This is a genomic window from Micromonospora sp. NPDC051196, assembly GCF_040682415.1.
Classification (GTDB): Bacteria; Actinomycetota; Actinomycetes; order Mycobacteriales; family Micromonosporaceae; genus Micromonospora.
In genome coordinates, this window is the sequence record NZ_JBFBAY010000001.1 from 177,056 (window position 1) to 197,130 (window position 20,075).

Consider the following 20,075-nt stretch of genomic DNA (forward strand, 5'->3'; position numbering starts at 1 on the left):
ATCACTGTCATGCGGGCAGCGCGTCGGCGCGGATCCCGGCGGCGCCGGCCACCTCAGCCCCGCCGCGAACCGGGGCGGCTGGCCCGGGCGGTCGCCCGGGTGGTGGTCCGGGCCGCTGACGGTGGGTTGCGCCTGGTGACCGCCCTGCTCGGTACGGGCCCGACCGCCGGTCGGGAGCGGATCAGCGAGGCGGAGCTACGCGATCTGGTCGCCGCGAACACGGTGCTCGACCCGGTGGGCCGGCGCATCATCGACGAGGTGCTGGTGGCCGGGGCGAGTCTGGTCCGTGAGGTGATGATGCCCCGTACGGAGGTGGTGTTCCTCTCCGCGGCGTTGACCCTCGCCGAGGCCGAGCCCCTGGTCCGGGCCGGTACGCACACCCGCTATCCGGTGGTCGACGGCACCCATGACGACGTGGTCGGTTTCGTGCATCTACGCGACGTCCTGTGGCATCCGGGTCGCGATCCGGCCACCACGGTCGGCGGCCTGGTCCGTGAGGTGAAGCGGCTGCCGGCCAGCAAGCGGGTGCTCGCCGCGTTGACCGAGATGCGGCGGGAGGGGCACCACCTGGCCGTGGTGATCGACGAGTACGGCGGTACGGCTGGCATCGTCACCTGTGAGGACCTGATCGAGGAACTGGTCGGTGAGATCCACGACGAGTACGCCGACGCACCCGAGCCGACGCTGGCCGGGCTGCCGGCGGTGGTGGACGGGCGACTGAACCTCGCCGACTTCGCCGAACGCACCGCTGTGGTGCTGCCCGTCGGGCCGTACGAGACGGTGGGTGGGTACGTGATGGCCGCGCTCGGGCGGCTGCCGAGGGCGGGTGACGAGATTCCGGTGCCCGACCCGTCCGGCGTCGGCGGCGGTGGATGGCTGCTGCGGGTGCTGAGCCTGGAAGGACGGCGGGTGGCCCGCCTCGCGGTCACCGCCGGCCGCCTGCCCGAACAACGGCGGATGGTGGGCCGACCCGCCGACCGGACCCGACCCGCCAGCCCGTCATGACGTACGCCCGGCGTTGCTGACAGAATTGCCGGCATGTCCGACGTACCCGCCCGCCCGCGCGTCTTCTCCGGCATCCAGCCGACGGCCGACTCGTTCCACCTCGGCAATTATCTGGGTGCGGTGCGGCACTGGGTGGCGTTGCAGGAGTCGCACGAAGCGGTCTACTGCGTGGTCGACCTGCACGCCATCACCGCCGGGCACGATCCCAAGGTGCTGCACCAGCGCAGCCGGGTGGCCGCCGCGCAGTTGCTCGCCGTCGGGCTGGACCCGGAGCGGTGCACGCTGTTCGTGCAGTCGCAGGTGCCCGAGCACGCGCAGCTGGCCTGGGTGCTGGGTTGCCTCACCGGGTTCGGTGAGGCCAGCCGGATGACCCAGTTCAAGGACAAGTCGCAGAAGCAGGGCAACGAGCGGGCCAGCGTGGGCCTGTTCACGTACCCGATCCTGCAGGCCGCCGACATCCTGCTCTACCAGGCCAACGCGGTGCCGGTGGGTGAGGACCAGCGCCAGCACCTGGAGCTGTCCCGCGATCTGGCGCAGCGCTTCAACACGCACTTCGGGCCGACGTTCACCGTGCCCGCCCCGCACATCGTCAAGTCCACCGCCAAGATCACTGACCTCCAGGATCCGTCGGCGAAGATGTCCAAGTCGTCCTCGTCGCCGGCCGGCATCGTCGACCTGCTGGAGGATCCGGCCCGCTCGGCCAAGAAGATCCGTTCGGCGGTCACCGACACCGGCCGCGAGATCGTCTTCGACGAGGAGACCAAGCCGGGCATCTCCAACCTGCTGACCATCTACTCGACGCTGAGCGGGCGCGGGATCGACGACCTGGTCGCGGCGTACGACGGCAAGGGCTACGGCGATCTGAAGAAGGACCTCGCCGAGGTGGTGCGGGAGTTCGTGACACCGATCCAGGAGCGCACCCGCTCCTACCTCGACGACCCGGCCCAGCTGGACAAGCTGCTCGCCGCCGGGGCGGAGAAGGCGCGGCGGCTGGCGGTGCCGACGCTGCTCAAGGTGTACGAGCGGGTGGGGTTCTTCCCGCCGGTACGCGGCGAGTAGTCGTCCGCGACAGCGCGGGTGGTCCGGACAGGTCGGTGGCCGAAGGAGTGGCGCGGAACGTGGATCACGGGATCGGGGCGCCGGAGGCCGGCGACACCGTCCAGATCGGCATCGCGGTGGACATCCCCGAGCCGTGGGGCGGCACGCTGACCCGGCGCCGGTTGGCGGCCGGCGACCCGAACACGGTGCCGGCGCACGTCACCCTGCTCGGGCCGACCGAGATCCCGGTGTCCGCGCTGCCCGCGGTGGAGCAGCACCTCGTCCGGGTCGCCGCCGCCCACCTGCCGTTCACCCTGCACCTGCGGGGTACCGGCACCTTCCGGCCGGTGACCCAGGTGGTCTTCGTCGCGGTCGCCGCCGGAATCAGCGAGTGCGAACTGCTGGCCGCGGCGATCAACGCCGCCCCTGAGCTGCGGCGGGAGCTGCGCTTCCCGTACCACCCCCACGTGACCGTGGCCCAGGACGTCGCGCCCGAGGCCCTGGACCAGGCGTACGAGGACCTGGCGGACTTCTCGGCGATGTTCGAGGTGGAGCACTTCACCCTCTTCTCGCACAGTGGTGAGGCACGGTTCCAGCCCCGTCGGGACTTCCGGCTGGGCGGTTGAGCCTTCGGCTGCGCCGAGGAGCGAGCGCGGTGACGAGCAAGCGGCGAGGATGACGACGTGAACCTCCTGGGTCAGGTCGAGGCGGGCATCGACCGCCGGCTCAGCGCCGCCCGGCACCGCTGGCCGGCCTTCGGGCATCTGTGGCGGGCCGGGGTGCGCTACACCGATCTCCAGGGTGGTCGGCTGGCCGCCGCGATCGCGTACTACGGCTTCTTCGCGGTCTTCGCGCTCGCGCTGGTCGCGTACGCGGCGTTCGGTGCGGTCCTCGACGACAACGACGAGGTACGCGCGGCGGCTGAGGAGTTCCTCAAGGAGAACCTGCCGTTCCTCGATCCGGCTCAGGTCGCCGAGAGCAGTGGCACGGTCGGGGTGGTGGGCCTGCTGATCCTGATCCTGACCGGAATCGGGTGGGTCGAGGCGATCCGTTCCTCGCAGCGGCTGATCCACGGTCTCAACCAGCACCCGGGCAACCTGGTTGTCCGTCGGCTGGTCGATCTCGGCGTGCTGCTGGTGGTCTTCGTGCTGCTCGGCGCCTCGGTGGCGGCGGTGGACGCGCTGGAGTCGCTGCTGCGTTTCCTGCTGCGCAGCACCGGTTCGGTCGGGTTGACCACGATCAGTGCGGTGCTCAGCGTGCTGGTCAACGCGGTGCTGGCCACGCTGCTGCTGATCGTGGTGCCTCGGGTGCAGATGAGTCGGGCGCGGCTGCGGCCGGTGGTGCTGCTGGTCGCCGTCGGCATCACCCTGCTCAACACGGTCGGTCGGTTCTGGGTGGGGCGGGTCGAGCACAATCCGGCGTACACGGTGGTGGCCACCGCCGTGGGTCTGCTGGTCTACCTGTACCTGCTCAACCAGTTGGTGCTTTTCGGAGCGGCGTTGGCCGCGACCAGCCGGCGCGGCCGGGTGGTGGACCTGGCCCGTGGCCAGCGCGTCGAACTCGACTCAGACACCGATCCGGGCACTCCGGGCGGCGCCGGGTGATCTGGTGCCTGCTGGTGATGTGCCGAACCTGCCGCGCCGGGGCCGGGCAGCGACGATGATGGGCCCGTGGGGGCACTCGTGACGTTGGACCTGCCGAGCGACTCGCCGCTGCGCGACCTGCCGTGGATCATCACCTTCGGTCCGCTCGGCGACGACGAGTGGGAGCCGGTGGTCTGCGGCCCGTATGAGCGAGGACACGCGTTGGCCCTGGCCGAGGCGTTGGTCGCCGACGAGGAAATCATGGCGGTGGTCGAGCCGCTGATTCCCGCCGTTTCCCTGGAACAGATCCGGGGCGAGATCGCCGCCGCCCAGCTCGCCGCCGAAGACGATGCGGTCCAGGTGGAGCGGGCCGACCTCTACGGCGACTACGAGGACACCATCGCCGAGGAGGAGTTGGCCGCCGAGGAAGAGCGCGCCGCCACCGGCCCGTTGCCGACGCCGGACGTGGCCGAGCTGCGGGCCGGTTTCGCCCGCATCGCCGCGCAGCTGACCAGCGGCTGAGCCGTCGGCGCCCGTCGAGGGGCCGTCAGCCCCAGTCGTCCGGCGGCGCGAAGCACGCCGGACGACCAGGTTATGACGGACTACCCGTTCAGCGTCGTTCGAACCAGACGGCCGTGTCGACGTCGAGCAGGTGACTGCCGTCCTGCTCGGTGATCGCCTCGCTGGCGACCAGCGGCGTGCCGTACCCGTCGATCCGTACCGGGGCGTCGCCGGTGTTGACCACGCAGGTCAGCACCGTGCCGCCGGCTTCCCGGCTGAAGGCGAGCACGCCGGGGCCGGTTTCCTGCCAGGTGATGCCGCCGATGCCGGTGAGCGCGGGATGGTCGTGTCGGATCCGCAGCGCGGCCCGGTACAGCTCCAGGGTCGAGCCGGGCGTGCCGGTCTGGGCGGCCACCGACAGCGCACGCCAGGTCGCCGGGGCCGGCAGCCAGCTCAGCTCACTACCGGCCGGCCCGAAACCGTACGGGGCCAGTTCGCCGCTCCACGGGATGGGCACCCGGCAGCCGTCCCGACTCTCGCCGGTACGCAGGAAGGCCGGGTCCTGGCGCAGCTCGTCCGGCAGGTCGAGCACCTCCGGCAGACCCAGTTCCTCACCCTGGTAGAGGTAGGCGCAGCCGGGCAGGGCGAGCATCAGCAGCGCGGCCGCCCGGGCCCGACGCAATCCGACCTCACCGTCGCCGTAGCGGGTGACGTGCCGCTGACGGTCGTGGTTGGACAGTACCCAGGTGGTCGGGGCACCGACGATCGTCGACTCGGCCAGCGCGGTGTCGATGACCTTGCGGAACGAGTCGGCCGACCAGGTGGCGTCGAGAAAGTCGAAGCTGAACGCCTGGTGCAACTCGTCCGGCCCGATGTAGCGGGCCAGCCGCTGCGGGGTTTCGGCCCACGCCTCGGCCACCGCCATCCGGCCGCCGGGGTAGCTGTCCAGGATGGGCCGCCAGGCGCGGTAGATGTCGTGGACCTCGTCCTGGTCGAAGTAGGGCAGCCGGCCCTTGCCGAGCAGTTCGGACTGACGCCGGCCGGTGGTCATCGAGTTGAAACCGACGTCCGGCAGCCCGTCGGCCTTGATCATGCCGTGGGCCACGTCGATCCGGAACCCGTCGACCCCACGGTCCAGCCAGAACCGGAGGATGTCCTCGAACTCGGCGCGTACCTGCGGGTGGCGCCAGTTCAGGTCGGGCTGGGCCGGGTCGAACAGATGCAGGTACCACTGGCCGTCCGGCACCCGGGTCCACGCCGGGCCACCGAAGATGCTCTCCCAGTCGTTCGGCGGCTGCTCGCCGTCGACACCCTTGCCGTCGGCGAAGAGGTAACGCTCGCGTTCGGCTGAGCCGGGGGCGGCCGCCAACGCCGCCTGGAACCAGGGGTGCTGGTCGGAGGTGTGGTTGGGCACGATGTCGACGATGATCCGTAGGCCGAGCGCGTGGGCGTCGGTGATCATCGCTTCGAAGTCGCCGAGGGTGCCGAACATCGGGTCGACGTCCCGGTAGTCGGCGACGTCGTAGCCGCCGTCGACCATCGGGGAGGTGTAGAAGGGGGTCAGCCAGAGCGCGTCCACGCCCAGGTCGCGCAGGTACGGCAGGCGTTCCCGGATGCCCTGTAGGTCACCGATGCCGTCACCGTTGGCGTCGGCGAAGCTGCGGACGTAGACCTGGTAGACGACGGCGGATCGCCACCAGCCGACGTCGGAGGTCAGCGGTGAGGGGTTGCTGACGGTCATCGGGTGTTCCCCGTTTCTGTGGCGCGGGACGGCGGCACCCGGCGTGGCAACGGTGGGACGCGCGGGTGTCTGAGAAGAATGCCGGGCCGGCGCTGCAAGAGTCAAGCAGATCTTGCGCAAGAACCGCCTACGACCGCCGAAATGCGGTCGGGTGTCACGCCGGTACCGGCAACGCCGGTGGCGCCGGGCGCTGCGGACCGCCCTGGGCGGGCGTGCCGTCCGGTCGGGCCACCGCGGTCGAGCCGCGTACCACCAGTTCGGGCCGGAACAGGTATTCCGAGTGCGGGGCGCCGTGCCCGTTGATCTCGTCGACCAGCGCCCGGACCGCGGCGACCGCCATCGCGGCCACCGGCTGCCGCATGGTGGTCAGGGGTGGATCGGTGAAGGCCATCAGCGGTGAGTCGTCGTAGCCGACCACGGAGAGGTCACCCGGTACGGAGAGTCCGCGCTGGCGGGCGGCCCGGATCGCGCCGAGCGCCATCAGGTCGGAGCCGCAGACGATGCCGGTCGCGCCGCGCTCGATCAGCCGCCCGGCTGCCGCCTCGCCACCCTCCACGCCGAACAGGGACAGCTCGGTCAGTTCGGCCAACTCGTCGTCGTCGACCCCGGTCAGGCGCTGCATCGCCGCCTTGTAACCGTTGACCTTGCGCTGCACCGGCACGAACCGGTCCGGCCCGGTGATCAGGCCGATCCGTCGGTGGCCCAGGGCCACCAGATGGGCCACCGCCAGTTCCGCGGCCTCCCGGTCGTCACACGAGACGAACGGCGCGGGGATCCCGGGCGCGTACCCGTTGATCATGACGATGGGCAGGGGACGGGCGATCAGGGTGCGGTACCGGTCGTGGTCGGCGGCGGTGTCGGCGTGCAGTCCGGAGACGAAGACGATGCCGGAGACCTGCCGGTCGAGCAGCATCTCGACGTACTCGTCCTCGCGCACGCCACCGGGGGTCTGGGTGCACAGCACCGGGGTGTAGCCGGTGGGCGCCAGCGCCGACTCGATGATCTGGGCGAAGGCGGGGAAGATCGGGTTGTCCAGCTCCGGCACCACCAGACCGACCAGCCCGGCGCTGCGCTTGCGTAGCCGGGCGGGACGTTCGTAGCCGAGCACGTCGAGGGCGGTCAGGACGGCCTGTCGGGTCTCGGGTGCCACGCCGGGGCGGTCGTTGAGCACCCGCGACACCGTGGCCTCGCTGACGTCGGCCTGCTGGGCGATGTCGGACAAACGAGCGCGCATTGCGGCACTGTAGCTCACCGCCAAGTTCTTGCGCAGTAGGCAGCAAGAACTTGCATAATCGAGCAGCGGGCGCCGGAAAGGCGCCTGTTGCGCTTGCTCACCGGAGCGCATCCGAATGCGGAGAGTGTGCAAGATTCCCACTGAAGGTGAGCGCGATTGCGGGCGAGGCCACCTCTGCCGGTGGCGAATTGCCCAGATGGCGACGCTTGTCGGCGATTGAAGTTGCGGATGGGGCACGGTTGTTGCGGGGGTGTTCGCAAGGGGTTTCGAGTTACGAAACTTCTTGCTACTGTCCCGCCGTTACCCGGCAGGCAACTTAGGAGCGAACATGCGTCGCATAGCCAGGGGGATCGCCGTACTCGCCTCCGCCAGTCTGGCCCTCACCGTCGCCGCGTGCGGCGGCGAGGACAAGGCGGCCGAGGAGCAGCCCAAGGCCGACCCCGCCTCTCTCACCGCGGAACTGACCTGGTGGGACACCTCGGACCCGCAGAACGAGGGCCCGGCGTTCAAGGAACTGATCGCCAAGTTCAACCAGACCTACCCGAACGTGAAGATCAACTATCAGTCGGTCCCGTTCGGTGAGGCCCAGAACAAGTTCAAGACCGCCGCGCAGGCCAAGACCGGCGCCCCGGACATCCTGCGGGCCGAGGTTGCCTGGGTGCCCGAGTTCGCCTCGCTCGGATACCTCTACGCGCTGGACGGCTCGGAGCTGCTCAGCGACGCTGCCGACTTCCTGGAGACTCCGCTCGCCTCCAACAAGTACGACGGCAAGACCTACGGCGTCCCGCAGGTCACCGACAGCCTCGCGCTGATGTACAACAAGGAACTGCTGACCAAGGCCGGTATCAGCGCGCCGCCGAAGACCTGGGCCGAACTGAAGTCCGCGTCGCAGACCATCAAGGACAAGACCGGCGCCGAGGGCGTGTACGTCAACCCGGCTGGCTACTTCCTGCTGCCCTTCATGTACGGCGAGGGCGGCGACCTGGTCGACCCCGAGGCCAAGAAGATCATCATCGGCTCCGAGCAGAACGCCGCCGGGCTGAAGATCGCCAAGGATCTGATCGACAGCGGCGCCGCCGCCAAGCCGTCCGCCAACGACTCCTACGGCACCATGATGACCCTGTTCAAGGAGCAGAAGGTCGCCATGATCATCAACGGGCCGTGGGAGGTCAACAACGTCTCCTCGGCGCCGGACTTCGGCGGCCTGGAGAACCTGGGCATCGCCCCGGTGCCGGCCGGCTCGGCCCGCGCCGGTGGCCCGGTCGGCGGCCACAACTACGTGATCTGGTCCGGCATGCCGCAGGAGAAGATCGACGCCGCCGTCGCGTTCGTGAAGTTCATGAGCTCCGCCGAGTCGCAGGCGTTCCTGTCGGAGAAGCTCGGCCTGCTGCCCACCCGCACCTCCGCGTACCAGATGGACGCGGTCAAGAACAACGCCGTCGTGGCCGCGTTCCAGGCGGTGAACGAGGCAGCCGTGGGTCGGCCGTGGATTCCCGAGGCCGGTCAGTTCTTCGGCCCGCTCGACCAGATGGCCACCGAGGTCCTGATCCAGAACAAGGACCCCAAGGCCGCGCTGGACGGCGTCGCCAAGAAGTACAAGGCCGAGGTCGTACCCAACTACGGGTTCTGACCCAACCGTCGGCGGGCCCGGCGCGGTAGGGCCCGCCCCGCACACCGGCATGCGCCGGTGACCCTTCGGCACCCGGTAGCGGGTCGGCGACCGTGACGGTCGCCGACCCGGCCGGACCCTCTGCTCTGGAGCGCAGCTGGATGACCACCGTGACAGCCGACCCGGCGCCGCCGTCGACGCCGCCCGGCCGACCCGCTCGTCCCTCCCGGCTGCGCAGCAGCTGGGAAAAGCACTGGTACGCCTGGGCGATGGTGCTGCCCGTCGTCATCGTCCTGGCGGTTCTGATCTTCTACCCGCTGTTCCGCGGGATCTGGCTCTCCTTCACCAACCTCACCGAGGCCAACCAGGTCGCGGAGATCTGCACCAGGTCGATCACCGGCGGCGAGGTCTGCGCCGACAACCCCAACAAGTGGGAGTTCGTCGGCCTGGACAACTACGTGCGGGTGCTCACCGGGGAGGTCGGTGAGTTCTGGCAGTGGACCGGTGTCACGCTGATCTGGACGTTCGTCTGCGTGGCCTGTCACTTCGGTCTGGGCCTCGGTCTGGCCAACATGCTCAACCGCCCCATGCGGGCCCGCGGGCTCTACCGGGTGCTGCTGGTGCTGCCCTGGGCGGTGCCGGCCTTCGTCAGCGCGTTCGCCTGGAAGTTCATCTTCAACGAGCGCTTCGGTCTGGCGAATGCGCTGCTCACCGCCGTCGGCATCGACCCGGTCTCCTGGTTCGCCGACCGGTGGACCGCGCTGTTCACGGCCATCGTCACCAACGTCTGGCTGGGCGTGCCGTTCATGATGGTAGCGCTGCTCGGCGGCATGCAGACCATCCCGAGCGAGCTCTACGAGGCGGCCGAGATCGACGGCGCCTCGGCGTGGCAGCGGTTCAAGAACATCACTCTGCCCGGGCTGCGTCCGGTCAGCATGACCGTGGTGCTGCTCGGCACCATCTGGACGTTCAACATGTTCCCGATCATCTTCCTGGTGACCGAGGGACAGCCGGCCGGGCAGAGCGAGATCCTGGTGACCGGTGCCTACCGCGCCGCCTTCGAGGGCATCCGCAACTACTCGCTGGCCTCGACGTACGGCGTACTGATCCTGTCGATCCTGCTGGTGTTCTCGGTGTTCTACCGGCGGGTGCTGCGCAAGCAAGGCGAGGTGTGGTGATGAGCAAGGTGACCCGCCGTGGGCACCGTCGGCGCAGCCCGGCGATGTCCGTCCTGCTGCACGGCACGCTGATCCTGGCCTCGCTGATCGCGATCGGGCCGATCGCCTGGGTGCTGCTCTCCTCGCTCAAACCCGGGTACGCGATCCAGAGCAGCGAGTTGACTCTGTTCCGGGACACCACCCTGGCCAACTACAGCTATGTGCTCACCGAGACGAACTTCCCGCGCTGGTTCCTCAACTCGGTGATCGTCGCGGCCTTCACCATGACCATCGGCATCTTCCTGGCCGCCACCACCGGCTACGCGGTGTCCCGGTTCAACTTCCCGGGGCGCCGACCGCTGATGATGGTCTTCCTGGTCACCCAGATGTTCCCGGTGGCCATCCTGATCGTGCCGATCTACACGATCCTGGCCCGGATGGGCCTGATCAACACCATGCCCGCGCTGATCATCGCGTACCTGACCATCGCGGTGCCGTTCTGCGCCTGGATGTTGAAGGGCTACTTCGACTCCATCCCGACCTCGCTGGACGAGGCGGCGGCGCTGGACGGCTGCGGGCCGTTCGCCACCTTCTGGAAGGTGGTGCTGCCGCTGGCCCGCCCGGCCGTGGCGGTCACCGCCTTCTACACCTTCCTCACCGCCTGGGGCGAGGTGGCGTACGCCTCGGCATTCATCCAGACCGACGACAAGTTCACCCTGGCGTACGGGCTCCAGCAGTTCGTGCCGCAGTTCAACCCGCAGTGGGAGTACCTGACGGCGGCCGCCGTGCTGGTGACCGTGCCCGCCGGGCTGGTCTTCTTCTTCGCCCAGAAGCACCTGGTGTCCGGCCTGACGGCCGGTGGCACGAAGGGCTGACCGAGTGGCTCTACTACGACCCGTCGTTGATGGGGCAGGATAGGCGGATGGAAGCACTCCGACTCATCCTTCTCTACGTCCACCTCATCGGGTTCGCGCTGCTGCTGGGCGGTGCGATCGCGCAATACATCAGTGGCAAGCTCCGGATCAACGCGGCCATGCTCTGGGGCGCGGTGATCCAGCTGTTGACCGGCATCGGCCTGGCCGCCCCGCTGCGCGACGGCGACGAGCCGCATCCGGGCAAGCTCGTCACGAAGCTGGTGATCGCCCTGGCGATCTTCGTGATGGTCTTCTTCTCCCGCAAGCGGACCGAGGTCAACCGTGGTCATTTCCTCGCCATCGTGGCACTGACCTTGGTGAATGCGGCAGTGGCGGTGTTCTGGCGTTGAGGTTGAATCGGTCGGCCGGATCCCACGGGTCCGGCCGACCGATTTATCGACGCTCCGGCGTTACGCCTTCTCGATGACGGCGTCGACCAGGTGGGGCCTGGTCGAACCGCAGTGAATGGTCGACCAGGAGCCTGCGCCCTGCCAGGAGCCGATGAACCAGGCGCCCCACCCGCCCGGCTGGGCGGCGCAGTAGGCGCGGACCCGGTGGTATCCCTTACCCGTCTGGCAGTACGCGCCGGCGTGGCCCGGGACGTTGTACAGCACGAGCACGTTGCACTTGGTCGGTGCCGCTTGGCCGGCGCGGTGAATCCGGTCCAGGGTCAGGGCGGTGGCGAGCAGGGTGGCCGAAGCAACGGTAAATGCGCGCTTCGCAATAGTCGGACTTCTGCATTCGGGCGGACACCTTCAGCTGCATGAATAGCTTTTCGCGCGCAGGCTTGAATGCCGCGATAGCGTCGACACAGGCATTGATCCTGCGAACGGATTGATGCGCAGAGCGCAGTCGATCTTGGCTGGAGTTGGTGTCGCGTGTCCGATGTCGCGACATACGCTTCAATGGGCGGCAGGCGAGCTATTTCCGTTTTGCTGTCAATGGATGGCGGAGCTGCTCCTGTCAAACCGGGATGAACCGGACGCGTCCGTCGAGGTTCGTCGACCCGTCCGTACCCGCTCCTACCAGGGACGATCCCGTTGGAAGGTCGTCGCCCGGGCTCGCCCTTCACGAACTGCGGCACGTCTAACGCCAACTGCCCGAATTTGCGTCCGACATCGTTCCGCCTCCGCCGAAGTCGGTTGAACCCGACGGGAGGCCAACCGGCTCGTGATCCTCCCCACCCAAGAATTACGCGTGGGTAACAGGCCTCCAACAGTCCTGCACGATTGTCGTTGGGTAGGCGGGCGTGGGCGTACGCTCTGCGTCCGTAACGTGGGATGCCGGCGGCACAGCGCAGGCCGGTTCAAGGGCTGCCACCGCAACCACGCGGTGTGCAATGGGAAGGGAGACGTCTTGCGCTCGGTGCGTGGGATGCGGATTGCCTCGATCATCGCGGCGGGTGGGCTCGTACTGAGCGCCGCCGCTTGCGGCGAGGCTCCGGATGAGGACAACAACGCCGGCTCCGGCGGCACGAAGTACTCCGCCTGTATGGTCACCGATGTCGGCGGCATCGACGACAAGTCGTTCAACGCCTCGGCCTGGAAGGGCCTTGAGGCCGCCAAGGCCGAGAACAGCAACATCGACATCAAGTACGTCGCGTCGCGGGCCGAGGCCGACTACGAGCCGAACCTCTCCGCGTACGTCAACCAGGACTGCGACTTCATCCTGGCCGTCGGCGGCCTGATGGGCGAAGCCACCAAGAAGATCGCCGAGGCGAACCCGAACCAGCAGTTCGCCATCGTCGACGCCAACCCGGGCGTGGCCAACGTCTACCCGATGGAGTTCGACACCGCGCAGGCCGGCTTCCTCGCCGGCTACGTCGCCGCCGGCATGAGCGAGAGCGGCAAGGTCGGCACCTACGGCGGCATGAAGATCCCGCCGGTGACCATCTTCATGGACGGCTTCGTCGACGGCGTGGCCCACTACAACCAGGCCAAGAGCGCGAAGGTCCAGGCCCTCGGTTGGAACAAGGAGACCCAGAACGGCTCCTTCACCAACGACTTCATCAAGCAGGACGAGGGCAAGAAGGTCAGCGACGCGCTGGTCGCCCAGGGTGCGGACATCGTCATGCCGGTTGCCGGCGGCGCCGGCCTCGGCACCACCGGTGCGGCCAAGGCCTCTGGTGGCAAGTACAACACCATCTGGGTGGACGTCGACGGCTGCGAGAGCACGCCGGACTGCTCGGCGATCATCACCACCGTGGTGAAGAACATCCCGGGTGCGGTCAAGGAGGCCGTGCTGAAGGCCGCCGGTGGCGAGAAGCTCAGCGCCGAGCAGGGCTTCGTCGGCACCCTGGCCAACGACGGCGTCTCGATCGCCCCGTACCACGAGTTCGACAGCAAGGTCCCGGCCGAGCTCAAGGCCGAGGTCGACAAGCTCAAGGCGGACATCGCCGCCGGCACCGTCAAGGTCGAGTCGGCCGCCCAGCCGAAGAAGTGACCCCGCGCCGCCCGCCTGCGGTGCGACGATCACCGTAAGCGGGCGGCGGGTACGCCACACCATGATCCGGCCGCCCCGCAGCGGGAATCCCGCTGCCGGGGCGGCCGGTGGCGCACCCCGGCCGGGTCGGCGCCATGCCCTGTCCGTCAGCGGCTACGCTGCACCATCGCTTCGCACTCCCAGGAGGTTGCGCTGAGACTCGAACTGCGCGGCATCACCAAGCGGTTCGGTGATCTGGTCGCCAACGACCACATCGACCTGACGGTGGAGCCTGGAGAGATTCACGCCCTGCTCGGTGAGAACGGCGCCGGCAAGTCGACCCTGATGAACGTGCTCTACGGGCTGTACCAGCCGGACGAGGGCGAGATCCTGGTCGACGGCAAGCCGCTGAAGCTGCGCGGGCCGTCCGACGCCATCGCGGCCGGCATCGGCATGGTGCACCAGCACTTCATGCTCGTACCGGTCTTCACCGTCACCGAGAACGTCATGCTCGGCGCCGAGCAGGTGCGCGGCGGCATCGCCGGGTTCCTGGACCGGCGGCGGGCCCGCCGCGAGGTCGCCGAGGTGTCCGAACGGTACAACCTGCGGGTCGACCCGGACGCGATGATCGAGGACCTGCCGGTCGGGGTCCAGCAGCGGGTGGAGATCGTCAAGGCCCTCACCCGGGACGTGGACCTGCTCATCCTGGACGAGCCGACGGCGGTGCTCACTCCGCAGGAGACCGAGGACCTGCTCGCGGTGATGCGGTCGCTCAAGGCCGCCGGCAAGTCGATCGTCTTCATCACCCACAAACTCGGCGAGGTGAAGGCGATCGCCGACCGGATCACCGTGATCCGGCGCGGCAAGACCGTGGGCACGGCCTCGCCGCAGGCCAGCCGCGACGAGCTGGCCGCGCTGATGGTCGGCCGTACCGTCCGGCTGACCGTGGACAAGACCCCCGCCACCCCGGGCGAGCCGGTCCTGGAGGTCGCGGGGCTGGTCGTCGACGACGACCGGCAGGTCCGCGCGGTGGACGGCGTCGACCTAACCGTACGCGCGGGCGAGGTGCTCGGCATTGCGGGCGTACAGGGCAACGGCCAGACCGAGCTGATCGAGGCGATCATGGGCCTGCGCCCGTTGCTCGCCGGCACGGTCACCCTCGACGGGCAGCGCGTCGACGGCTGGTCGACCAAGAAGGTGCTGCGGGCGGGCGTCGGCTACGTCCCGGAGGACCGCAGCGTGGACGGGCTGGTCAAGGAGTTCTCCGTGGCGGAGAACCTGGTGCTCGACATCTACGACCGGCCGCCGTTCGGCCGGGGCCTGTCGATCAGGCCGGACGCGATCGCCAGATCGGCCAAAGAGCGGATCGAGCAGTTCGACGTACGCACCTCCTCGGCGCACGCGCCGGTCGGCACTCTCTCCGGCGGTAACCAGCAGAAGGTGATCGTGGCCCGGGAACTGTCCCGGCCGCTGAAGCTCTTCATCGCCGCCCAGCCCACCCGGGGTGTGGATGTCGGCTCGATCGAGTTCATCCACAGCCGGATCATCCGCGAGCGCGACGTCGGCACCGCCGTGCTGGTGGTCTCCAGCGAACTCGACGAGGTGATCGGGCTGGCCGACCGGATCGCGGTGATGTATCGCGGCCGGATCATCGGCATCGTCGGCCCGGAAACCCCGCGCGAGGAGATCGGCCTGCTGATGGCGGGCATCACCCCCGATCCGGCAGGCGATGCCCCGGCGACCGAGGGCAGTGATTCGGCGACCGCCGATGTGATCCCCGGTGGCGCGGCGACCACCGACGCCGACGAGATCTCCAGCGAGACCGCGACCACCGACCGGGCCGTCACCGCGACCACCGACGGCGACACGGTCTCCGGTGGCTCCACCGCGACCACCGACCGCGACGTCGCGGCGACCACCGACGGCGTGGCGTCAGGTTCCGAGGAGCCAGGCAGCAAGGACGAGAAGGCATGACCGACAACCTTCAGCCGGGCTCCCCGGACAAGGAGCCGGCGAGCGAGGAGCAGGCCGCCCAGGTCACGCTCGGCAACACCGAGCAGGCCGAAGCCGCCACCACGCCGACCGCACCGCATAAGCGCCCCACCCTGGGACGGCTGTTCCTGGAGAACCTGTGGGCCGCCAACACGTTCACGGTGACCCTGCTGTCGCTGGTGCTGGCCATGGTCGTCGGCGCTGTCCTGATGATCATCTCCGATCCGAAGGTGCTGGCCACCTACGCCTACATCACGGCCCGCCCGTCGGACGCGATCAACGCCAGTTGGACCCTGGTCAGTGAGGCGTACGCGAACCTGTTCAAGGGCTCGGTCTTCGACCCGGGGGCGACCACCCTCACCGCCGCGTTGAGTCCGATCTCGGAGACGCTCACGTACACCGCGCCACTGGTCTTCACCGGCCTGTCGGTCGCGCTGGCCTTCCGGGGCGGTCTGTTCAACATCGGCGCCCAGGGGCAGGCCATCATGGGCGTCGTCCTGGCGGCGCTGGCCGGCTTCCTGCTGCCGCTGCCCTACGGGTTGCATCTGCTGGTCGCGGTGCTGGCCGGCGCGCTCGGTGGCGCCGTCTGGGGTTTCATCCCGGGCATCCTCAAGGCGCGTACCGGTGCCCACGAGGTGATCAACACGATCATGCTCAACTACATCGCGGTCTACTTCCTGACCTGGCTCATCGTGCAGAACGGCGTGCAGGATCCGAACCGCACCGACGCGATCAGCCGGCCGGTGGATGCATCGGCCCAACTGCCGCGCCTGTTCGGTGAGCCGCTGCGGGCGCACGCCGGCATCCTCCTCGCCGTACTGGTCACCTGGGCGGTCGCCTGGCTGCTCAACCGCTCCACCCTCGGGTTCGAGCTGCGCGCGGTGGGGGCGAACCCGGACGCCGCCCGCACTGCCGGCATCAGCGTCACCCGGACGTACGTCCTGGTCATGGTCTTCGCCGGGGCGCTGGCCGGGCTCGGCGGCTCGCAGATGGTGCTCGGCACCACGGCCGCCGCGCTGACCCCGCTGGTGATCGCCCAGATCGGCTTCGACGGCATCCTGGTCGCCCTGCTCGGCCGGGTGAAACCGTGGGGCGTGGCCATGGCCGCGCTGCTGTTCGGTGCGTTGCAGGCCGGTGGTAACCGGATGCAGTCGTACTCGGGGATCTCGCTGGAACTGGTCACCGTGCTTCAGGCGTTGATCGTCATCTTCATCGCCGCACCGGCCCTGGTGAAGGCGATCTTCCAGCTCCGGGCCGCGCGGGCCGCCCGGTTGCAGACGAGCCTCGCGAAGGGCTGGTGAGGCATGTCCACCATGGCTGTTCCCGACGTCGCGGTCGCGGCGGTCGACGAGGGCTACTGGACCCGGACCCGCAAGGTGGGTCTGGTGCTGCTGGCGCTCGGCCTGCTGGCCACGGTGCTGTTCGGCGCGCTCGCCACCGGCGAGCAGGCCCGCTTCACGCTCAGCGAGGACGCCGCCGGGGCCGCGCTGGAGATCAACGGTACGGTCGGGGCGATTCTCTTCGGGCTGATCACCCTCGCCGCTGGTGCGGCGATGCTCGCCCGGCTGCCGAAGCGCTGGTTCATCCCGATGCTCGCGGTGGGCCTGGTCGCGTTCGTGCTCTCCTTCCTGTGCTGGCAGGTCTCCGCCGCACCGACCGGGCAGAACTTCATGCCGCTGGTCAACATCGTGCGCGGCACCTTCCTGCTCGCCCTGCCGCTGATCTTCGGGTCGCTGGCCGGTGTGCTCTGCGAGCGCTCCGGCGTGGTCAACGTGGCCATCGAGGGGCAGTTGCTGATGGGTGCGTTCAGTGGCGCGCTGTTCGGCAGCATCAGCGGCAGCGTCTGGGTGGGCCTGGTCGCCGCCGCGATCGGCGGCTCCTTCATCTCGCTGCTGCTCGCCGTGTTCTCCATCAAATACCTGGTCGACCAGGTGGTCATGGGCATCGTGCTGAACCTGCTGGCGCTCGGCATCACCGGCTTCCTCTACGAGCGGCTGATGCAGACCGATGCGGCCCGCTACAACAGTGCCCCCCGGTTCAGCAACTGGGAGATCCCGCTGCTGTCCGACATCCCGGTGCTGGGCCCGGCGTTGTTCCGGGGCAACATCTTCCTCTACCTCGCGCTGTTGCTGGTGCTGGTGACCCACATCGCGCTGTTCCGCACCAGGTGGGGCCTGCGGACCCGGTCGGTCGGCGAGCACCCGACGGCGGCGGACACCCTCGGCGTGAAGGTGCTCGGGCTGCGCTACCGCAACGTGATCCTGGCCGGCGCGATCGCCGGCATCGGCGGTGCGTCGTACACGCTGGCGCTCTTCTCGTTCACCAAGAACATGATCGGCGGTAAGGGCTTCATCGCGCTGGCCGCGTTGATCTTCGGTCGGTGGAGCCCGACCGGGGCGCTGCTCGCCGCGCTGTTCTTCGGTTTCGCCGACCAGTTGGCCACCTATCTGGGCGCGATCAACAGTGTGATCCCCGGCCAGTTCCTGGCCATGCTGCCGTACCTGGCGACGATCCTGGCGGTGGCCGGACTGGTCGGCCGGGTGCGGGCGCCGGCCGCCGACGGTAAGCCGTACATCAAGGGCTGAGCCAGGGGAGCAGACCATGGAGATCGACTGGGAAGGGCTGCGGGCCGCGGCCACCGAGGTGATGCGGCACGCGTACGTGCCGTACTCGAAGTTCCCGGTGGGCGCGGCGGCGCTTGTCGACGACGGCCGCGTGGTGGTCGGCTGCAATGTGGAGAACGCCGCGTACGGCGTGGTGCTCTGCGCCGAGTGCGGTGTGATCTCTTCGCTGCACGCCACCGGCGGAGGCCGGATCGTCGCGCTGTCCTGCGTCGACGCCACGGGTGAGCCGCTGATGCCGTGCGGGCGTTGCCGGCAGTTGCTCTGGGAGCAGGGCGGCCCGGACTGCCTGGTCGAGGCCAGGGGTGGCCCGCTGCGGATGGCCGAACTGTTGCCGCACGCCTTCGACGTGGCCGACCTCGATGCGGTGACCGGTGAACAGCCGGTGCCGGTGGTACCCGATCGGCTGGCCGCCTGGCGCGGGCGGGGCACCGTCTTCGTGCACCCCGACCTGTCGGCCGGACAGCAGGTCTGGACGGCGTACTGGGAGCGTTCCTCCGGCGACGACGCGGGCGCCGAGACCGGGGTGCTGGAGGAGGGGCCGAGCTGGGACGACCCGGCTGCGGCGATCACCTGGGGGTTGGCGCGGACGCCTCGGGTCGTGGTGGTGGACGCGTCCGGCACCATCTTCTGGGCCGGTGAGGGTGAGCCGCCTGCGGAGATCCCGGTTCGTTGGGGTTGAGCTTGCGGTCGGTTGCGGTGGGGCCGGGGTTGCGGTGTGGGCCGGGGCCTGCCGTGCCCGGCTCCGGGCGGTCAGGCTTGATCCCTGCGCCGGGCACGGCAGGCCCCGGCCCGTGGGCGGTACGGTCCGTGCGTCGGTGCCGGTCCGAAGCTGGAAGATCGATGTCGTGCTCGCTGCCGATGGTGTGGCTGCCGATGGGTGTGGCTGCGGCGGGGTGAATAGTGATTGGACTCGAGGGTGAGTGGTTTGGCGGCGGTTGATGTTATTCGGGTGAAGCGGGACGGGGGAGTGCTCTCCGACTCGCAGATCGACTGGGTGGTGGATGCGTACACCCGGGGGGTGGTGGCCGACGAGCAGATGTCGGCGCTGGCCATGGCGATCCTGCTCAACGGGATGACCGCGCCGGAGATCGCCCGGTGGACGGCCGCGATGATCGCCAGCGGGGAGCGGCTGGACCTGTCGTCGGTGGCTCGGCCGACCGTCGACAAGCACTCGACCGGCGGTGTGGGTGACAAGATCACTCTGCCGTTGACGCCGCTGGTGGCGGCCTGCGGCGCGGCGGTGCCGCAGCTGTCCGGGCGCGGGCTCGGGCACACCGGCGGCACGCTGGACAAGCTGGAGTCCATCCCCGGGTGGCGGGCCGCGTTGAGCAACCAGGAGTTCATCGCGCAGCTGCGCGACATCGGCGCGGTGATCTGCGCCGCCGGGACGGGGTTGGCCCCGGCAGACCGCAAGCTGTACGCGCTGCGCGACGTCACCGGCACCGTCGAGGCGATTCCGCTGATCGCCAGCTCGATTATGAGTAAGAAGATCGCCGAGGGCACCGGCGCGCTGGTGCTCGACGTGAAGGTCGGCTCCGGCGCCTTCATGAAGTCCGTCGACGATGCCCGGCAGCTGGCCCGCACCATGGTGGAGCTGGGTGGCGCGCACGGGGTGAAGACGGTCGCCCTGCTCACCGACATGTCCACCCCGCTCGGCCTGACCATCGGCAACGGGGTCGAGGTGACCGAGTCTGTCGAGGTGCTCGCCGGTGGCGGCCCCGCCGACGTGGTGGAGCTGACCCTGGCGCTGGCTCGGGAGATGCTCGACGCCGCCGGGCTGCCCGACGCCGATCCGGCCGACGCGCTGCTCGACGGGCGGGCGATGGACGTGTGGCGGTCGATGATCCGGGCGCAGGGCGGTGACCCGGACGCGCCGATGCCGCAGGCGGCCGAGGTCGAGGTGGTCCGGGCGGACTCGGACGGCTACGTGGCGGGCATCGACGCGTACGCCATGGGGGTTGCTGCCTGGCGACTCGGCGCGGGGCGGGCCCGCAAGGAGGACCCGGTCAGCGTGCCGGCCGGTGTGGTCCTGCACAAACGTCCCGGTGACCCGGTACGGGCCGGCGAGCCCCTCTACGAGTTGCGCGCCGAGCGGGCCGAGACGATTCCGGCCGCGCTGGCGGAGGCGGCATCGGCGGTGACCATCGAGGCACGGCCACCGGCGGCGACGCCGTTGGTGATCGAACGCGTCGAGTGAACCAACCGCGTCCGTCGGCCCCATGGTGCCCGACCGGCCGGGCCGCTATTGTCGCAGGC

General features: G+C 69.4%; 18 protein-coding genes. 15 read left to right on the plus strand and 3 right to left on the minus strand.

Annotated elements, in window-relative coordinates; translation table 11 throughout:
* Positions 1–9: 9 nt before the first annotated feature.
* The 5 genes from AB0M35_RS00885 (at position 10) to AB0M35_RS00905 (ending at position 4,148) form a co-directional block, all read left to right on the plus strand.
* On the plus strand, positions 10–1,005 hold the full coding sequence (locus tag AB0M35_RS00885; RefSeq protein ID WP_363740195.1) for a CBS domain-containing protein: 996 nt from the start codon (positions 10–12) through the stop codon (positions 1,003–1,005).
* A 33-nt stretch (positions 1,006–1,038) separates the two neighbouring features.
* Positions 1,039–2,064: a tryptophan--tRNA ligase gene (gene trpS / locus AB0M35_RS00890; protein ID WP_363740196.1), complete on the plus strand. Its 1,026-nt coding sequence runs from the start codon at positions 1,039–1,041 to the stop codon at positions 2,062–2,064.
* Positions 2,065–2,099: 35 nt separating this feature from the next.
* Entirely contained in the window at positions 2,100–2,669 is a 570-nt protein-coding gene (locus AB0M35_RS00895; protein ID WP_363740197.1) for a 2'-5' RNA ligase family protein, read from the plus strand.
* A 57-nt stretch (positions 2,670–2,726) separates the two neighbouring features.
* Positions 2,727–3,647, plus strand: coding sequence for a YhjD/YihY/BrkB family envelope integrity protein (locus AB0M35_RS00900; RefSeq protein WP_363740198.1), 921 nt, complete (start codon positions 2,727–2,729; stop codon positions 3,645–3,647).
* Between the two features lie 66 nt (positions 3,648–3,713).
* Positions 3,714–4,148, plus strand: coding sequence for a hypothetical protein (locus tag AB0M35_RS00905; protein WP_363740199.1), 435 nt, complete (start codon positions 3,714–3,716; stop codon positions 4,146–4,148).
* Positions 4,149–4,236: 88 nt separating this feature from the next.
* Here the strand turns inward: AB0M35_RS00905 and AB0M35_RS00910 are convergent, their stop codons facing one another.
* Both AB0M35_RS00910 and AB0M35_RS00915 read right to left on the minus strand, forming a co-directional pair.
* Positions 4,237–5,868 carry a glycoside hydrolase family 13 protein gene (locus AB0M35_RS00910; protein ID WP_363740200.1) on the minus strand — a complete coding sequence of 544 codons (1,632 nt, stop codon included), beginning with the start codon at positions 5,866–5,868 and terminating at the stop codon, positions 4,237–4,239.
* Between the two features lie 154 nt (positions 5,869–6,022).
* Positions 6,023–7,102, minus strand: a complete 1,080-nt coding sequence (locus AB0M35_RS00915; RefSeq protein WP_363740201.1) for a LacI family DNA-binding transcriptional regulator — start codon at positions 7,100–7,102, stop codon at positions 6,023–6,025.
* A gap of 328 nt (positions 7,103–7,430) precedes the next feature.
* On the opposite strand from AB0M35_RS00915, the gene AB0M35_RS00920 reads away from it, so the two are divergent.
* The 4 genes from AB0M35_RS00920 to AB0M35_RS00935 all read left to right on the plus strand — a co-directional run bounded on the left by AB0M35_RS00920 (position 7,431) and on the right by AB0M35_RS00935 (position 11,132).
* Positions 7,431–8,732 (plus strand): extracellular solute-binding protein, encoded by a 1,302-nt coding sequence (locus AB0M35_RS00920; RefSeq protein WP_363740202.1) that lies wholly within the window; start codon positions 7,431–7,433, stop codon positions 8,730–8,732.
* 140 nt (positions 8,733–8,872) lie between these two features.
* Positions 8,873–9,889 (plus strand): sugar ABC transporter permease, encoded by a 1,017-nt coding sequence (locus AB0M35_RS00925; RefSeq protein ID WP_363740203.1) that lies wholly within the window; start codon positions 8,873–8,875, stop codon positions 9,887–9,889.
* The gene (locus tag AB0M35_RS00930; RefSeq protein ID WP_363740204.1) at positions 9,889–10,743 is read left to right on the plus strand and encodes a sugar ABC transporter permease; all 855 of its coding nucleotides are present in this window, start codon (positions 9,889–9,891) and stop codon (positions 10,741–10,743) included. Before AB0M35_RS00925 ends, AB0M35_RS00930 begins: the two co-directional genes overlap by 1 nt.
* 47 nt (positions 10,744–10,790) lie before the next feature.
* Complete coding sequence (locus tag AB0M35_RS00935; protein WP_363740205.1) at positions 10,791–11,132, plus strand: hypothetical protein; 342 nt, start codon at positions 10,791–10,793, stop codon at positions 11,130–11,132.
* A 60-nt stretch (positions 11,133–11,192) separates the two neighbouring features.
* Here the strand turns inward: AB0M35_RS00935 and AB0M35_RS00940 are convergent, their stop codons facing one another.
* The gene (locus tag AB0M35_RS00940) at positions 11,193–11,402 is read right to left on the minus strand and encodes a hypothetical protein (protein WP_363740206.1); all 210 of its coding nucleotides are present in this window, start codon (positions 11,400–11,402) and stop codon (positions 11,193–11,195) included.
* A 754-nt stretch (positions 11,403–12,156) separates the two neighbouring features.
* On the opposite strand from AB0M35_RS00940, the gene AB0M35_RS00945 reads away from it, so the two are divergent.
* From AB0M35_RS00945 to AB0M35_RS00970, 6 genes are all read left to right on the plus strand, one after another.
* The gene (locus tag AB0M35_RS00945; protein ID WP_363740207.1) at positions 12,157–13,224 is read left to right on the plus strand and encodes a BMP family ABC transporter substrate-binding protein; all 1,068 of its coding nucleotides are present in this window, start codon (positions 12,157–12,159) and stop codon (positions 13,222–13,224) included.
* A 258-nt stretch (positions 13,225–13,482) separates the two neighbouring features.
* Positions 13,483–15,177, plus strand: coding sequence for an ABC transporter ATP-binding protein (locus AB0M35_RS00950; RefSeq protein ID WP_363741819.1), 1,695 nt, complete (start codon positions 13,483–13,485; stop codon positions 15,175–15,177).
* Positions 15,174–16,496 carry an ABC transporter permease gene (locus tag AB0M35_RS00955; protein WP_363740208.1) on the plus strand — a complete coding sequence of 441 codons (1,323 nt, stop codon included), beginning with the start codon at positions 15,174–15,176 and terminating at the stop codon, positions 16,494–16,496. The genes AB0M35_RS00950 and AB0M35_RS00955 overlap by 4 nt, the downstream gene beginning before the upstream one ends.
* Positions 16,497–16,499: 3 nt before the next feature.
* Entirely contained in the window at positions 16,500–17,780 is a 1,281-nt protein-coding gene (locus AB0M35_RS00960; RefSeq protein ID WP_363740209.1) for an ABC transporter permease, read from the plus strand.
* A 16-nt stretch (positions 17,781–17,796) separates the two neighbouring features.
* Positions 17,797–18,498 carry a cytidine deaminase gene (locus tag AB0M35_RS00965; RefSeq protein ID WP_363740210.1) on the plus strand — a complete coding sequence of 234 codons (702 nt, stop codon included), beginning with the start codon at positions 17,797–17,799 and terminating at the stop codon, positions 18,496–18,498.
* Positions 18,499–18,735: 237 nt separating this feature from the next.
* On the plus strand, positions 18,736–20,016 hold the full coding sequence (locus AB0M35_RS00970; RefSeq protein ID WP_363740211.1) for a thymidine phosphorylase: 1,281 nt from the start codon (positions 18,736–18,738) through the stop codon (positions 20,014–20,016).
* Positions 20,017–20,075: the final 59 nt, after the last annotated feature.

Bases quoted from the DNA above. Each gene is read 5' to 3' on its own strand.
- AB0M35_RS00885 (WP_363740195.1), top strand. From the start codon at position 10: ATGCGGGCAGCGCGTCGGCGCGGATCCCGGCGGCGCCGGCCACCTCAG.
- trpS (WP_363740196.1), top strand. From the start codon at position 1,039: ATGTCCGACGTACCCGCCCGCCCGCGCGTCTTCTCCGGCATCCAGCCG.
- AB0M35_RS00910 (WP_363740200.1), bottom strand. From the start codon at position 5,868: ATGACCGTCAGCAACCCCTCACCGCTGACCTCCGACGTCGGCTGGTGG.
- AB0M35_RS00915 (WP_363740201.1), bottom strand. From the start codon at position 7,102: ATGCGCGCTCGTTTGTCCGACATCGCCCAGCAGGCCGACGTCAGCGAG.
- AB0M35_RS00920 (WP_363740202.1), top strand. From the start codon at position 7,431: ATGCGTCGCATAGCCAGGGGGATCGCCGTACTCGCCTCCGCCAGTCTG.
- AB0M35_RS00925 (WP_363740203.1), top strand. From the start codon at position 8,873: ATGACCACCGTGACAGCCGACCCGGCGCCGCCGTCGACGCCGCCCGGC.
- AB0M35_RS00930 (WP_363740204.1), top strand. From the start codon at position 9,889: ATGAGCAAGGTGACCCGCCGTGGGCACCGTCGGCGCAGCCCGGCGATG.
- AB0M35_RS00935 (WP_363740205.1), top strand. From the start codon at position 10,791: ATGGAAGCACTCCGACTCATCCTTCTCTACGTCCACCTCATCGGGTTC.
- AB0M35_RS00945 (WP_363740207.1), top strand. From the start codon at position 12,157: ATGCGGATTGCCTCGATCATCGCGGCGGGTGGGCTCGTACTGAGCGCC.
- AB0M35_RS00955 (WP_363740208.1), top strand. From the start codon at position 15,174: ATGACCGACAACCTTCAGCCGGGCTCCCCGGACAAGGAGCCGGCGAGC.
- AB0M35_RS00960 (WP_363740209.1), top strand. From the start codon at position 16,500: ATGTCCACCATGGCTGTTCCCGACGTCGCGGTCGCGGCGGTCGACGAG.
- AB0M35_RS00965 (WP_363740210.1), top strand. From the start codon at position 17,797: ATGGAGATCGACTGGGAAGGGCTGCGGGCCGCGGCCACCGAGGTGATG.